Here is a 15,893-nt window from a genome sequence, read left to right as displayed (position 1 = left end):
GAAAGGGGGTGTAAACTTGCATGATGTGATTACCATAGGCGAGTCCATGATTACACTTAGTCCCAGTGTAAAAGGACGATTAAAGTTTGCCAAAACCTTTGAAAAAAAGGTAGGTGGTGCTGAGCTGAATGTTGCGATTGGTTGTTCTCGTCTAGGTCTTCATACAGGATGGATTAGTAGACTTGGAAAAGATGATTTTGGTGAGTATATTCTAAATTTCGCTCGTGGTGAAGGGGTGGATGTTTCCCAAATTGGCTTAGTCAATGATTATCCTACATCACTGAACTTTAAAGAAATTAAGGCAGATGGAACGACAAAAACGATATACTATCGGCATAAGTCACCAATATTAACTTTAAGGCCAGAGGATTTAGATGAATCCTATATAAAGCAAGCGAAAATTCTTCATCTGACGGGCATTTACCCTGCAATAAATCCGGTAAATATTCCAGTAATGGAACGAGCGATTGATCTAGCGAAACAACATGGAGTCAAAGTCTCACTCGATCCAAATATTCGACTAAGAATGTGGAGTAAGGAAGAAGCGAGGGAAGTACTTCGAAAGTTACTTCCAAAGGTTGATATTTTACTAGCTGGTGACGAGGAAATGGACATCATTATTGGTGAAAAAGACCCGAAAAGAATCATTAGTGAAGTGAAGGAAATTGGGGTTTCCTTTATAGCTATCAAGCAGGGCGATAAAGGTTCTGTAGGATATTACAATGGTGAAATTGTGGAAGCTCCTGCAATTAAAGCAAGCAATGTAATCGATACCGTTGGTGCTGGTGATGGTTTTGATGCTGGGATCTTGTATGGAATTGTCCAAAATTGGCCATTGGAAAAAACACTTACATTTGCCAACGCTATTGGCTCGATGGTTGTAAGTGTTGTTGGAGACAATGAGGGATTACCAAGTTATGAGGAAGTTCTAGAAAAACTTGGTAAAAAGGAATTTATTGAAAGATAATTTTTAAAAAAATCATTTTCCTAGGAGGAAACACTATGAAGAAATTAGCATTTCTTTTAACAACATTATTTCTAGTATTGTTACTTGCAGCATGTGGAGGAAACTCTTCATCCGATAGTGATGATAGCAAAGCAACTGGAGAAGCAGCAGAGGAAGCTTCTAGCAATGTAGCAGCGGGTGATGCAGAATATAAAATCCGCGCAAGTATTGGACTTAACTCTGAGCACCCACAATATAAAGGATTGTTAAAATTTAAAGAAATTGTTGAAGCAGAAACAGATGGGGCAATTGCAGTAGAAACATACCATAGTGGTCAATTAGGTGATGACCGTACAGCGATGGAAGCTTTACAACTTGGTTCTCAAGAAGTAACGGTTCCTTCTACAGCACCTGTTGCAAACTTCATTCCTGAATATGCAGTATTTGATATTCCATTCTTATTCCCAAATGAACAAGTAGCTGACGCTGTTCTTGATGGGAAAGTTGGTACGAAGCTATTAGAAATGTTAGATGAGCAAAACCTTGTAGGACTTGCATATTGGGAAAATGGATTCCGTGATATGTCCAATAGTAAACATCCAATCGAATCTATTGCTGATTTTGATGGCCTAAAGATTCGTACAATGGAAAATGATTTACACTTAGCGGCATTCCGTGAATTAGGAGCAAACCCAACACCAATGGCATTTACGGAACTTTTCACAGCATTACAACAAGGAACTGTTGATGGACAAGAGAACCCTCTTTCTACTATTTATTTAGAAGGGTTCCATGAAGTACAAGATTATGTATCTGATACACATCATATTTATACACCATTTGTATTCTTAGTAAGTAAACCATTCTTTGATGGTCTACCAGCAGAATACCAAGAAATTGTAAGAAGCGCAGCAGTCGAAGCTGGTCAATACCAAAGAGAAATTAACCGTGAAGCAAACGAAGAATACAAGCAAGGCCTAATTGATGAAGGTGTTGAGTTCACGGAGATGTCTGAAGAAGCAATAGCTGAAATGCGTGATGCAGTAAAACCAGTAGTTGAAGAATTTTCAGAGAAAATTGGTAAAGAATTAGTTGATGAAATCTATCAAGCTGTTGAAGATGCACAATAATAGAGTAGAGTAATAGGTTAGTATAAATTCCCTCATAACTAAATAAATTTTGAGAGTTATCTCGATAAACTTTCTATTAAAAGAGGACCAGTGACTATGAAGCCACTGAAAGTCCTCATAAAAAAAGGCATAGTTCTCAATAAAAAGATAATTATGCCTTTTTTAGCTAGTTGGCAGGTGTGATTGCAGTATTGAACTGAATCATGCCAGTCAATTTTTGCTTAATGCGTTTGTATTATAGTAATTTATATATATCTTAATCTTGGCATTTAGTTCTTCAAAAGAACACAATGCCTCTCCCTAATACATCTTTTGTTTTAGTAAGCCAAAGAAGTTTTCCATTGGTGAATTATCTAAACAATTTCCTTTTCTATACATACTTTGAAATACTTTATTTTGTTTAAGGGTTTTTATCCATTTTTTATGTTGAATGCCATTCTTGATCACAATGTATAGTTTGTCTGTACTTTGAGTCTTTTACGATTACCAGTGCTTCTTCTAAGGGCTCCATTACAAGTTTTAAATTTGGGTGCTTACCTATCCCAAACGAAAAAATTTCACCATTGAACATATCCATAATTGGATTTAAATATAATTTTAAGTCGTTAGAACATTTAAGTTCTGTGATATCTGTTGTTAATTTTTGATAAGGTACGTTTGTATAAAATCGACGATTAATGAGGTTTTTCGCAACCTTCCAACAGTACCTTTGTAAGAACTATACTTGCATGTTTTTCTCCAAAGCTTACTTCCTTTAAGTCCTTTTTGTGGTTCAATTGATATCCCTGGTTTCTCAATTCTAGATGAATACGACGGTAACCATGATTTCCGTTATTTTCATCGAAAATGGTTTGGATAAGATCTTCCAGTACTTGATTTGGTTTCTCTCTCTTCATCATTTTTAGATGATAATGGTAAGAGGATTCCAGGATTTACCCATTTAGGGCGAGCGGATATTCCAACTGCAATCATTGTAACCGCTTGTGAAGAGATACAAGAGAATTGGCTGCATCAATAAACTGATATCGAGCTAGCTTGACATGATATTGTTGCACCGATAAATAAACAAAAGGTGATGCAAGCACTTGAAGAATAAAATTGAAAGTGAAACGTTTGATCAAACTTTAATAAATGCAGGAGGGATAAAATGGGAGCTCCAATCTCATTTTTAGAAGAACTAATATAAATAGACAATTCTACAAATGCAGGTGCAAACGAAGCGATTGCTTATTGTGAAAAATGGTTAACAGGCCAGGACCACCTTGTAAAAAAATAGAGAATAATGGATTTCATATGCTCGTTTGTGAGATAGGCCAAGTTGATCATACAATAGTATTAAACGGGCATATCGATGTTATTGAAGCAGAGGAAAAACAGTTTCATCCATTGTTTACTCGGCCATCTATCAATCTCGCGAAGATCCAAGGAGGAACCGTTTATAATAAGGAACCTAATCCATGTGAAATGTTTCTGGATATCAGATATCTGCCAGACCAATCCCCGAAAGATAACGTTCAACAGATTCAGGAAATAACAGACAGTACCGTAACAACCCATATTCTCAATAATCCGGTCAAAACAAATGCAGACAATCCTTATGGGGAAGCATTGGGCGAATCAATTAAACGAATCACCCAGCTCGAAAAAGTAATCATATTCGGTCAGCATGGTTCCAGCGATGGACAGTTTTTCACCGAGTACGGAGGCTCAGCCGTAGAAGCACGGCCAAAAATCGAGCGACTGCACTCCAAATCGAGCGACCACCATCTTAAATCGAGCGTGCATCACTCAGAATCGAGCGACACACAAAAAAGCGCCCGGGCGACGCCCGAGCACTTCCTCAAATAAAATCCTTATTTAACTACAGATTCCACATATTTAACAAGGTTTTCAACTGTAAATCCGTATTCTTCCATTACTTTTTCACCTGGTGCAGATGCGCCGAATGTGTCGATTGCCAAGATTTTTCCTGCGTCACCTACATAACGGTTCCAGCCGAATGAAGATGCCATTTCAACACCAACACGCGCTTTAACGTTAGAAGGAATAACAGATTCTTTGTAAGCATCGTCTTGTTGTTCGAAGCGATCCCATGATGGCATGCTGACAACGCGAACGTCGATGTCTTTTTCTTTTAATGCTGTTTGTGCAGATACTGCTAATTGTACTTCAGATCCAGTAGCTAAGATTAATGCGTCTGGAGTTTCTTTATCAGAGTTGCTTACAACATAAGCACCTTTCTTAACGCCTTCGTATGCATTTTCTGCTGTACCTTCTAAAGTAGGTAGATCTTGTCTAGTTAATGCAAGTGCTGTTGGTTGATCTGTTGATTCAACCGCTAAGCGCCAAGCTGCTGCAGTTTCATTAGCATCTGCAGGACGGATTAGAGAAAGACCTGGGATGACACGTAATGCTGCTAAATGTTCAACAGGTTCATGTGTAGGACCATCTTCTCCAACTGCAATTGAATCATGTGTGAACACATAAGTAACCGGTGCGTTCATGATTGATGCTAGACGAATAGATGGACGTAGGTAGTCACTGAACACGAAGAATGTTCCGCCGAATACGTTTAATCCGCCATGTAATGCCATACCGTTTAGTGCTGCGCCCATTGCATGTTCACGAACACCGAACCAAATATTTCTTTCATTGTAAGAATTACGTGAGAAGTCGCCTTCACCGTTAATTGTAGTTTTGTTTGAACCAGCTAAGTCAGCACTTCCTCCGAAGAAGTTTGGTACTGCTTTTGCAACAGCATTTAGAACTTTACCTGATGATGCACGAGTAGCCATTTTTGTGCCTACTTCAAATGCAGGAAGTTCTTTTTCCCAGCCTTCAGGAAGTTTTCCGCTGATTGCTGTTTCGAATTCGCTTGCTAATTCAGGATATTTTTCTTTGTAAGTTGCAAGCACTTGATCCCATGCTGCTTCTTGTTCTTCTCCGTCTTTACCAATTTTTTCATTGAAATCAGCATAAACTTCTTCTGGTACGAAGAAATCTTCATGTGACCATTTGTAGAATTCTTTTGTAAGTTTCACTTCATCAGTACCAAGTGGTGAACCATGTGATGCAGATGAAGCAGATTTATTTGGTGAACCGTAACCGATAATTGTACGAACTTCGATTAATGTTGGTTGATCTGTATTTGCTTGTGCTTCTTTGATTGCAGCACGGATTGCATCTACATCGTTACCATCTTCTACACGAAGTACTTGCCAGTTATATGCTTTGAAGCGTTCTGCTGTATTGTCAGAGAATGATTTGTTTAAATCACCATCTAATGAAATATCATTAGAGTCATACAATGCGATTAGTTTACCTAATCCTAAATGACCTGCTAATGATGCTGCTTCATGAGAAATACCTTCCATTAAGTCACCATCACTAATAAGTGCGTAAGTATGATGATCGACAACAGAAAGATCATCTTTATTATATTTTGCTGCTAAGTGTGCTTCAGCCATTGCAAATCCAACAGACATTGCAATTCCTTGGCCAAGTGGACCAGTTGTTGCTTCAATACCATCTGTATGATGTACTTCAGGATGTCCTGGAGTTTTTGAACCCCATTGACGGAATGATTTCAAGTCGTCAATTGAAACTTGATAACCAGATAAGTGAAGTAAGCTATATAAAAGCGCTGAACCGTGACCAGCTGAAAGGATGAAGCGATCGCGATTAAACCATTTTGAATTCTTTGGGTTTTGGTGCATGAAGTCTGTCCATAATGTGTATGCCATTGGCGCTGCACCCATTGGAAGACCAGGATGTCCAGAATTCGCCTTTTCAATTGCATCAATCGACAAAGTACGAATCGTATTAATGGATAACTGTTCGATATTATTTGACATTAGATAATCTCCTTTAAATATGATTTATTAAATCTCTCACTACTCTATTCTATTATAAACCGTTTACAGCTACAAGTGTTAATTAGTTTATTTGTTAAACTAATTATTTTTTGTAGACTTTTGTCGAGAAAGTCGGAAGGAATGGGAAGAATTCGGGTGAAACTGGATTATTATTGTTAATGAAAATGAATGTATGGTAAATTTGAGGAGCGATCTACCCCAGCCCATTTTATGCTCCTGAAATAAAAAGAGCGCTCCAACGTTCTCCCTTTACGATCCAAAACACGAATGAACGCTCCACCTCTAGCTTTATCCGATCAAAACCTCAGTTTGGCGTTCGAGAAATTACCTTCTCCGCTCGCCACCAGCAATAGAGCACTCTAAATCAAGCATTTAAAGTTAATTAACTTAACTAACTATGTTACAATAAACTCATAACATCTAAAAAAGGAGAACAATCATGCGACATGGCTCATTTCAATTAATGAAATCCGTTAATAAATCAAATATATTAAATAAAATTCGTACCTCTGAGCCGATTTCCCGAGCGCAAATTGCGAAGGAGACAAACCTTACACCGCCGACGGTCAGCAGTATTGTAAAAGAGCTAATTGACGAAAATCTAGTAACGGAAAGTAAGCTTGGCGAATCAAATGGTGGACGGAAACCAACAATGCTGCATATCAATAGTAGTGCTTTTTATGTAATCGGTGTTGATGCTGGACCCGAGACGGTGGAATGTGTGCTCACTGACCTTGCGGGTATAGTATTTGAGCGTGCCTCAAGTAAGCTAATTTTGCCCATTACGAATGAACAATTCGTCGCAAATTTAATCGGAAATATTAATAAAATCCTTCAATCATCTGCTATCGATAGGGAAAAGATTATCGGCATTGGTGTGGCAATGCATGGTGTCGTTGATGTGGAGACAGGGACATCGCTCATTGCACCAAATTTACACTTGAGAAATATTCCAATTAAAGCAGCACTGGAACAGGAATTCAACCTACCGATTAAGGTCGAAAATGACGCACGGGCAATGGCACTTGGCGAATCATGGTTTGGTGGGCATGGTGAATTAGACAGCATGGTTGCTATAAATATTGGCAGAGGTGTTGGTGCGGGATTTGTGATTGATGGGAAGCTCTATCATGGGGCACAGGATATTGCCGGTGAAATTGGTCATATGACGATTGATATCCATGGTGAAAAATGTGAATGTGGCAATCGTGGCTGCTTGCAAACCTTCACGAGTGGAGAAGCGATTGCAAGAAGAGCGAGTAAACAGTTGGCGGAGGATAGTAGCTCTGGTAAATTAACAGGTAAAAAAGTCTTTGATCTTGCCCAAAATGGCGAGCTTAATGCAATTAACATTCTTCAAGAAACAGGAGAAATTATCGGGATTGGCCTCACGAACTTAATCCATCTGATTAACCCAAGTAAAATCGTTCTTGGTGGTGGGGTAATGAAGAGTGAAAAATTTATTTTGCCAGCGATTGAAAAAACAATCGAGCAACGTGTGCTTACACCTGAAGCAAAGGGGACAGTCGTTGTAATGACAAGTCTTGGTGATGATGCAACATTATTAGGGGCAGTATCATTGTTCTTAGTAGAGTTGTTTGAAGAAGCGTAAAGGGGAAAAGCTGAATCTAGCGGATTCAGCTTTTTAAAATTTATCCCGCATGTAACGGGCAGTAAGATCCCCACCTCAAAGATTCGAGTTATCAAGGAAGTTTAGAGGGGATCAAACTGCCCGTAAATGTCCGATTCTGTTCAACTAACAATCAGTGGAGGATGAAGAAAACCCCCACTGATTGAAGTTTCACTTTATTTTTCAACAGAGAAGGAAAAGGTTGTCTGTTTCTTATATAATTCTCCCGCTTTCAAAACAATATTTGGAAAACCTTCATGATGTAACGATGCTGGGGATCCTTGCGTTTCAAAGCAAACACCTAAATAATTTCGTGACATCCCGTTCCGAAGTTTCTGGTCAGTAACTAAGCCGTTGGATGTGTACATGACAACGCCTGGCTGATCAGTGGCAATATCCATTCTTCTTCCAGAGTCTCTATCACGAACAACGATGGTATTTTCTTGTTCCGAATCAAAAACAAAATAATGATCATAGCCATTGCCTGCAAGTCGATTTTGGATGAAATCATCCGTAAACCCATCCTTTAGGAATCGTCCCTCACGAAAATCAAATACGGTTCCTCCAGCATTTAATAACCTACCAGTTGGGATCAACTCCGAATTAAGTTCTACAAAATAATTACTATTCATTCTTACCTCATGTTGATGGATGGTATTTTTCAAATCCCCACTCAAATTAAAATAGGAGTGATTTGTTAAGGTTAGCGGTGTCGTCTTATCGCTCTTTGCCGCATAATCAAGAATGAGCTGATTCGTATCGGTCAAAGTGTAGGTTACTTCAATCGCAACATTTCCCGGATATCCACTGTCGCCATCAGCACTTTGATGGCGAAGCTTTAAACCGACAGCGCCGTCTGTTTCGAACGGCTCCACATCCCAGATGATTTGATGAAATCCACCCGAACCACCGTGCAGTTGATTTTCTCCGTCATTAGCCTCCAGTGCATAGGTTTTCCCATCTACACCAAATGAAGCACCTTGAATTCTTCCAGCTACCCGGCCAATAAGCGCACCAAAATAGTTCGGATTTTCTGTGTAGTCTTCATAATCCTGATAGCTAATGACAACATTCTCCAGCAAGCCATCTCGGTCGGGGGCGAGTACCTTCGTGATAATCCCACCGTAATCGAGCACGCTAACCTCCATACCATGCCGATTTTTTAACGTAAATTCCTGCCATTTTCCTGCAATATCTCTTGTCTCTATCATCGCCCAGTTCTCCTCATCCATGAATTAATAAGTCAATAAAACGTTCAAACGCCTTATTATCCTTGAATACGCCTGCATCTTCCAGAACACGCACAAACTTCTTACCAAGCTCATTTCGTAAAATTTCATCGACATGCTCAGCATCACTTTGCACACCATATTCTTTTCGCAACGCTAAAGCCCAGTTCTTATGATATTCCGCTACATAATCCGATTCCCCAAGTAAATACTGCTTTATCTCTGCCAGTTCATCCTTCAATCTCGGCGGTAAAACGGCGAGGCCCATTACTTCAATTAGGCCGATATTTTCCTTCTTAATATGATGAACATCTGCATGGGGATGGAAGATTCCGAGTGGATGTTCAGCTGATGTCCGGTTATTTCTCAACACGAGATCAAGCTCATAAATCCCGTTACGATTTCTCGCAATCGGTGTAATCGTGTTATGTGGGGTCTCATCGGTATATGCAATCACATTAGCTTTAGTATCTGAGTAATTTCTCCACTTCTGTAAAATATCATCCCCAGCTTGAACGAGGTCTTCAATCTGTTCACTTCTCAATCGAATAACAGATAACGGCCATTTTAGCGCGGAAGCACGGGTTCCAGCGAAATTAGGGAGTACAAATGAAAATGCATCCTCCGCTCGTGTCATCGCAAATTCATAGCGGCCTGCCTGATAATGATCATGGCTCAAAATTGATCCGCCGACAATTGGCAAATCGGCATTTGAACCGATAAAATAATGCGGGAATTTCTCCGTAAACGTAAGCAATCGTTTGAATGCATGGCGATCAATCTTCATATCGCGATGTTCTTCCGCAAGCAGGATACTATGCTCATTATAATAAACATATGGCGAATACTGGAAATACCAATTTTCATTTTGAAGCGGAACTTGAATCACCCGATGATTCGCTCTTGCCGGATGCCCAGTCCTACCCGTGTATCCTTCATTCTCAACGCATAATAGGCATTTCGGATAGTTGACTGTCGTATGTTTGCTCTCCCGTTCACGTTTCAGCTGCTCCGGATCCTTCTCTGGCTTCGATAGGTTAATCGTAATATCCATCTGTCCATAGTCTGTCTCAGCCTTGAATTCAATATTTTTCTCAATTTGATTCATCTTAATGTAATTGCTGTTTTTACTTAGTTTATAAAAATAATCTGTCGCAGCAACTGGATACTGCTCATACTTCTGCTTGAAAATCGCATTAATAACAGAGGGGCGAGCAACAAAGCAATTCATAATATTTGCAGCTAGGATTTCCTTGTCATCGAAAACGTCCTCAATTATCTTCTGCTCGACTGCATATGCAATCAAATCTTCTAATAGATTTGGAATGGAATCATCTGTCGGTTGTGCTACTTCTTCTGGAAAATCCTCGAGCTGCAATAAATTCATCACTTGATTCCGAGCATAATTCACATCTGCTTGCTCGATTAGTCCAGCTTCAACAGCCTTTTCGATAAGTCCTGCAATATGAGCATCAATCATTTTTCCACGACCTTACGATAGCCAGACGAATGCTTGCTATGCCAGTTCCACGCATCGGCCATAATTTGTTCAATTAATGTGCGCCTTGGATTCCAACCTAATACTTGCATCGCTTTATCCGAGCTAGCGATTAAAATACTCGGATCACCTGCACGACGTTCCCCAATTACAGCAGGAATTTCCTTACCCGTTACAGTTCTTGCTGTTTCAATCATTTCTTTCACTGAAAAGCCTTGATTGCTCCCAAGGTTAAAAATATTGCTGTCCCCGCCAGTACGTAAATAATTTAATGCCAAAAGATGTGCCTCGATTAAATCTTCAATATGAACGTAATCACGAATACAGGTGCCATCTGGTGTGTCGTAATCATCACCGAAAATAGTAACTTGGTTTCTTTGTCCAAGGGCAGCTTGCAAAATGATCGGAATGAGATGGGTTTCTGGTTGATGATCTTCACCAATCTCCGCCGTTTCCCTTGCCCCAGCAACATTAAAATAACGTAGCGAAACAAAAGATATCCCATGTGCCTGTGCAGTCCACTTCATCAGCTTCTCCATCGTAAGCTTTGTTTCCCCATATGTGCTTGTTGGCTCCGTTCGCATCATCTCTGTAATTGGTACCGATTCAGGCTCTCCGTACGTTGCAGCAGTTGAAGAAAAGACGACATGCTTGATCTTATGCTCGACCATCGCTTTTAGGAGAACTTGTGTACCATAGACATTATTATCAAAGTATTCGAGCGGCTTTTCCATCGACTCCCCAACAAGTGAGTTTGCTGCAAAATGAATGACAGCATCAATGCTTTCCTGGGCAAAAACATTATGAAGGAAAGCAGCATCCCGAATGTCGCCTTGATAAAACTGTGCGTTTGGATGAACGGCTTCCTGATGCCCTGTTTGCAGGTTATCAATAACAACGACTTCTTCGCCTTGATCAATCAACTGATAAACAGCATGTGACCCAATGTAACCAGCACCACCTAAAACTAATACACTCATTTCAACACTCCCTCTGAAATTTCTTTTGCGCCATCCCCAATTTCTGCCATATAGAAAGTTGGTGCATAGCCAATTTTCTTAGTGTAGACTGCGCTTACATTATTTTTAAATTTCTCCACTTCCTCGCGTGCTACAATCGCAATTGCACAGCCTCCAAATCCTGCGCCAGTCATACGTGCGCCAAGTACCCCGGGCTGATTCCAAGCAGCTTCGACGATTGTATCGAGCTCAATTCCTGAGACCTCGTAATCATCTCTTAATGAGATATGAGAGGCGTTCATTAGTTTTCCAAAAGCAATCAGGTCATTTTGCTTTAATTTTTCAAGTGCTTCTACTGTTCTAGCGTTCTCGTAAACAATATGTCTTGCCCGCTTACGGTTTATTTCATTTTTGATAACAAATTGGTTATCCTCAAACGCATCGATTGTTACATCCCCAAGTGCTTGAATAGGCAGTACAGTCTGTAAATCAGAGAGCGCCGCTTCACACTGTGCCCGGCGTTCATTATATTTTGAACCTGCGAGTGTCCGCTGTTTATTCGTGTTCATAATGATGATGACATGATCCTCTAAAATGAGCGGCGCATATTGATAGTTCAATGTTTGACAATTTAAAAGAATCGCATGATCCTGCTTTCCTATGCCAATCGCGAACTGATCCATAATCCCACTGTTGACGCCGATGTAATTATTTTCTACTTTTTGTCCGATACGAATTATATCAATCCGGTTAATGTTTAGTTCGAAAAGTCCTTCTAATAAAACACCTGTTGCTATTTCAATTGATGCAGAGGAAGAAAGCCCCGCACCATTTGGGATATTTCCGTAAAATAAAACATCGACGCCATGATCAATTTTGTAGCCAGCTTCCTGTAGATAAAGCAGCATGCCCTTCGGATAATTTGCCCAGTCATGTCCGGCCTCATAAGATAAATCGGCTAGGTCACATTCAATCACCCCAATATCAGGAAAATTCACCGAGTAAAAACGTAGCTTCTGATCCCGACGCTTCACACCGAGTGCATATGTTCCAAATGAAATCGAAGCTGGAAGCACGTTTCCACCATTGTAATCCGTATGTTCGCCGATTAGGTTGATTCTACCAGGGGCGAAGAAGGATCTTGGTGTTTGGGTGGTGGTGAAAGTTTGTTGAAATTGTTTGGTTAAATCCGACATGTTCAAAAGACATTCCTCCTTAATATGTTTTCTATATTGCTAAATAGAAAGATACCTGTTACAATATTGTTAATTAAGTTAATTTATTAAGTTCAGTGTACTATTATTCTACTCAATACGCAATGGGGGGATTAATTTTAATAAACTAAGGATCAAGATAATGTAAGCGATTTATAATAGGGTTACTTTCGAAATAAATTATATTTTCTTGGAGGTTACAATGTCGAATAAAAAGGATTACGAAACGCTGTCGGTCTTAGAAAAAAATCGTCTCAATGAACGTGCTTATTTTATGTCATATAGTAATATCGATGATGCTTTAAGTTATGAGCGTGGGAATTCAAATGGATTCTTATTATTAAATGGCCAATGGAAATTCCATTATGCAGAGTCGCCTGAACAGGCCCCAGAGGATTTTTATATGAACGAATACAATGTAAAGGAATGGGATAATTTACAGGTACCATCAAATTGGCAGATGAACGGCTATGGCAAACCACATTATACAAATGTGCGATACCCTTTTCCAGTTGATCCACCATTTATACCTTCAGAAAACCCAACAGGATCTTATCGTAGGAATTTTTATGTAACGGAGGACATGCTTAAGGAATCTGTGATACTTCGATTTGAAGGAGTTGACAGTGCTTTTCATGTATGGATTAATGGTGAACTTGCTGGTTACGGAACGGGAAGCAGGCTAGCTTCAGAGTTTGATATATCTTCACTTTTAACAGAAGGAAATAATACAATTGCTGTACGAGTGTATCAATGGTCTGTTGGAAGTTATATTGAGGATCAGGACATGTGGTGGTTAAGTGGCATATTCCGCGATGTATATTTAATTACAAAACCTAAAGTACACATAAATGACTTTTTTGTAAAAACAACGCTTGATGAAAATTATGAGAACGCTGTCTTAGAAGTAAGTACAATTATTCATTCACAATTAGATAATCAAGAAAAATACAATGTTGAATTTCTATTGCTAGATAATCTGCATCAAGAAGTAGACAAAGCAAATCAGGAATTACAATTAAATGGTAAAGGTGAAATAGAACAAACGATTAATATACCAATTTCAGGCCCGAAAAAATGGACTGCAGAAACACCTTATCTCTATCATCTACTTATTACACTGAAAGACGAGAATGGTGAAGTAATTGAAGTAATCCCAACAAAAGTAGGATTCAGGCAGGTTGAATTAAAGGATGGATTAATTAAGGTAAATGGTGTGCCAATCATGTTTAAAGGGGTTAATCGACATGAACATCATCCAGATTTAGGTAGAGCTGTTCCAATAGATTGGATGGAAAAAGATATCAAATTAATGAAACAGAACAATATTAATGCGGTCCGGACAGCACACTATCCAGATGACCCAAGGTTTTATGACCTTTGTGATACGTATGGTTTATATGTAATTGACGAAACAGATATTGAATGCCATGGATTTGTGTTAATTGATAATCCACATCAATTGAGTGACGATCCGGATTGGCAAGAAGCATATGTTGATCGGATGAAGCGAATGGTAGAACGCGATAAAAATCACCCCTCCATCATAATCTGGTCGTTAGGAAATGAATCAGGATTTGGACAGAACCATTTAGAAATGTCAAAGTGGGCGAAGCAGAAAGACCCGACGAGATTAATCCATTATGAGGGAGAAACTCGCTTCATTATGGAGAATACCAATAATAAACCAGAAGAATTAAACGTTGCTGCAGACATGTTCTCGACAATGTACTCACCCGTTGAGCTTATGGATGAGCTAGGAAGTAGAACGGATTTGAAACAGCCCCATATTTTATGCGAGTTTGCACATGCAATGGGTAATGGCCCAGGTGGGTTTAAAGAGTACTTTGAGACATTTTATAAGCATGAACGATTACAAGGTGGTTTCGTATGGGAATGGTTAGACCATGGAATCCGTCAATTTACATCAGATGGTAAGGAGTACTTTGCATATGGGGGCGATTTTGGAGAAATCCCTCATGACTCAAACTTTGTTATTGATGGAATGGTTATGCCAGATCGTACCCCGTCACCAGCGCTGATTGAATATAAGAAGATAATAGAGCCAGTTAAAATGGAGGCTGTAGATTTAGAAGATGGTACGGTGCGTATATATAATAACTATGATTTCCGGTATTTAAGTCATTTATCAAGCACCTGGTCACTGGTTGCTGATAATAAAATAATAGATTCAGGATTACTAGATTTAGCTGATATTTCACCAGGGGAAGATAAAATAATTAAAGTACCATTTACACTACCGGCCAAAACTAAAAATAAAACAGACTATTGGTTAACGATTCAATTAAATCAACAAGAGGATACAAGGTGGGCTAAGGGTGGTCATGAAGTTGCTTGGGAACAATTTTTGTTGCCGACTACCCACAAAGAAGAAACACAGTCGGTTCGCATAAATACAACGGGACCATTATTAGTTGTGGAATCTAAGATTGATAGTCATTTAAAAGTCATAGGCGATACATTCCAAATTATCTTTAATAAAGCTCATGGGATTATTGAATCATGGCAAATAAATGGGCAGGAAATTTTGAAAAAAGGACCTTCATTGAATTTTTGGCGAGCTACGACAGATAATGATCAATTGGGGTCAGATGAATTCGGTTCACCAGTAGAGGAAAAAAACTGGAAAAATCAAGGTATTCATATGATGCAGCAACGAATTAAAGAGATTAACTATGAGCTAACATCAAAAAAGGAAGTACTAACGATTACTGTTCATGCTAAAGTATCTCCACCTGGGTTTAATTGGGGATTTGACACAACGTACATTTATCAAATATCGAATGATGGGGTATTAACTATTGATGTTTCTGGTAAGAAAATAGGACAGGCATCAGGTACATTGCCGAGAATTGGTTTACAAATGGAATTAATGAAGGAATATAACCAAGCAGATTGGTACGGTCGTGGTCCAGGAGAGTCATATAGTGATAGTAAACAGGCAAATCGATTTGGCATATGGTCTAAAACAGTAAAAGATATGTATACACCATATGTGGTGCCACAAGAGAATGGAAATCGTACAGATGTTAAATGGGCATCTCTAACAGATGAATCGGGTGTTGGATTATTTATAGCAGGGGATGATTTTAATTTTAGTGCACATCATTATACAACTGAAAATATCCAAAACGCCCGTCATACTTTCGATCTTGTTGAACAAAACTTTATTGTATTAAATGTAGATCATCAGCAGCAAGGGCTTGGTTCAGCGAGCTGCGGACCGGGAGTGCTTGATAAGTACAAGCTATTAAATGATGATTTTCATTTTACTACTGTGCTGACAGGTTATTTTAAAAATGAATCTTCACCTATTGAATTATTTAAATCTTTGTAGAATGAATTAAATTAATAATCCATCTGTTGTTTTTTAGCAACAGGTGGAACCTCA

Annotated in this window: 12 protein-coding genes; 5 read left to right on the top strand and 7 right to left on the bottom strand. The window is 39.1% G+C overall.

The window, feature by feature from the left end; genetic code table 11:
- Nucleotides 1-25 precede the first annotated feature (25 nt).
- Nucleotides 26-967 (top strand): sugar kinase, encoded by a 942-nt coding sequence (locus CWR48_RS00105; protein ID WP_342772425.1) that lies wholly within the window; start codon nt 26-28, stop codon nt 965-967.
- Between the two features lie 35 nt (nt 968-1,002).
- On the top strand, nt 1,003-2,076 hold the full coding sequence (locus CWR48_RS00100) for a TRAP transporter substrate-binding protein (protein ID WP_115771009.1): 1,074 nt from the start codon (nt 1,003-1,005) through the stop codon (nt 2,074-2,076).
- A gap of 421 nt (nt 2,077-2,497) precedes the next feature.
- Here CWR48_RS00100 and CWR48_RS21120 read toward each other — a convergent pair whose 3' ends face one another.
- Entirely contained in the window at nt 2,498-2,755 is a 258-nt protein-coding gene (locus CWR48_RS21120) for a DDE-type integrase/transposase/recombinase (protein WP_425453854.1), read from the bottom strand.
- Nucleotides 2,751-2,972 carry an IS3 family transposase gene (locus tag CWR48_RS21115; protein WP_425453853.1) on the bottom strand — a complete coding sequence of 74 codons (222 nt, stop codon included), beginning with the start codon at nt 2,970-2,972 and terminating at the stop codon, nt 2,751-2,753. The genes CWR48_RS21120 and CWR48_RS21115 overlap by 5 nt, the downstream gene beginning before the upstream one ends.
- A gap of 397 nt (nt 2,973-3,369) precedes the next feature.
- Here CWR48_RS21115 and CWR48_RS00090 point away from each other — a divergent pair, with 397 nt between their 5' ends.
- Nucleotides 3,370-3,924, top strand: coding sequence for a peptidase dimerization domain-containing protein (locus tag CWR48_RS00090; protein ID WP_245976664.1), 555 nt, complete (start codon nt 3,370-3,372; stop codon nt 3,922-3,924).
- A gap of 5 nt (nt 3,925-3,929) precedes the next feature.
- On the opposite strand, the gene tkt is transcribed toward CWR48_RS00090, so the two are convergent.
- Complete coding sequence (gene tkt / locus CWR48_RS00085; RefSeq protein WP_115771007.1) at nt 3,930-5,930, bottom strand: transketolase; 2,001 nt, start codon at nt 5,928-5,930, stop codon at nt 3,930-3,932.
- A 460-nt stretch (nt 5,931-6,390) separates the two neighbouring features.
- Here tkt and CWR48_RS00080 point away from each other — a divergent pair, with 460 nt between their 5' ends.
- Nucleotides 6,391-7,563, top strand: coding sequence for an ROK family transcriptional regulator (locus CWR48_RS00080; RefSeq protein ID WP_115771006.1), 1,173 nt, complete (start codon nt 6,391-6,393; stop codon nt 7,561-7,563).
- 194 nt (nt 7,564-7,757) lie between these two features.
- Here the strand turns inward: CWR48_RS00080 and CWR48_RS00075 are convergent, their stop codons facing one another.
- From CWR48_RS00075 to CWR48_RS00060, 4 genes are read right to left on the bottom strand one after another with little or no spacing between them, the layout of a single operon-like run.
- A complete protein-coding gene (locus CWR48_RS00075) occupies nt 7,758-8,792 on the bottom strand; it encodes an aldose epimerase family protein (protein ID WP_115771005.1) in 1,035 nt (344 codons plus the stop codon).
- A gap of 13 nt (nt 8,793-8,805) precedes the next feature.
- Nucleotides 8,806-10,290, bottom strand: coding sequence for a UDP-glucose--hexose-1-phosphate uridylyltransferase (gene galT, locus CWR48_RS00070; protein WP_115771004.1), 1,485 nt, complete (start codon nt 10,288-10,290; stop codon nt 8,806-8,808).
- Nucleotides 10,287-11,288, bottom strand: a complete 1,002-nt coding sequence (gene galE / locus CWR48_RS00065) for a UDP-glucose 4-epimerase GalE (RefSeq protein ID WP_115771003.1) — start codon at nt 11,286-11,288, stop codon at nt 10,287-10,289. The genes galT and galE overlap by 4 nt, the downstream gene beginning before the upstream one ends.
- Nucleotides 11,285-12,463: a galactokinase gene (locus CWR48_RS00060; RefSeq protein WP_115771331.1), complete on the bottom strand. Its 1,179-nt coding sequence runs from the start codon at nt 12,461-12,463 to the stop codon at nt 11,285-11,287. The genes galE and CWR48_RS00060 overlap by 4 nt, the downstream gene beginning before the upstream one ends.
- Before the next feature lie 220 nt (nt 12,464-12,683).
- Between CWR48_RS00060 and lacZ the strand changes: the two genes are divergently transcribed.
- Complete coding sequence (gene lacZ, locus CWR48_RS00055; protein WP_115771002.1) at nt 12,684-15,839, top strand: beta-galactosidase, LacZ type; 3,156 nt, start codon at nt 12,684-12,686, stop codon at nt 15,837-15,839.
- Nucleotides 15,840-15,893: the final 54 nt, after the last annotated feature.

Source organism: Oceanobacillus arenosus (genome assembly GCF_003369575.1).
GTDB lineage: Bacteria > Bacillota > Bacilli > Bacillales > Amphibacillaceae > Oceanobacillus > Oceanobacillus arenosus.
The sequence above is the reverse complement of the archived record's forward strand: the minus strand, read 5'-3'. Positions and strand labels throughout refer to the sequence as shown.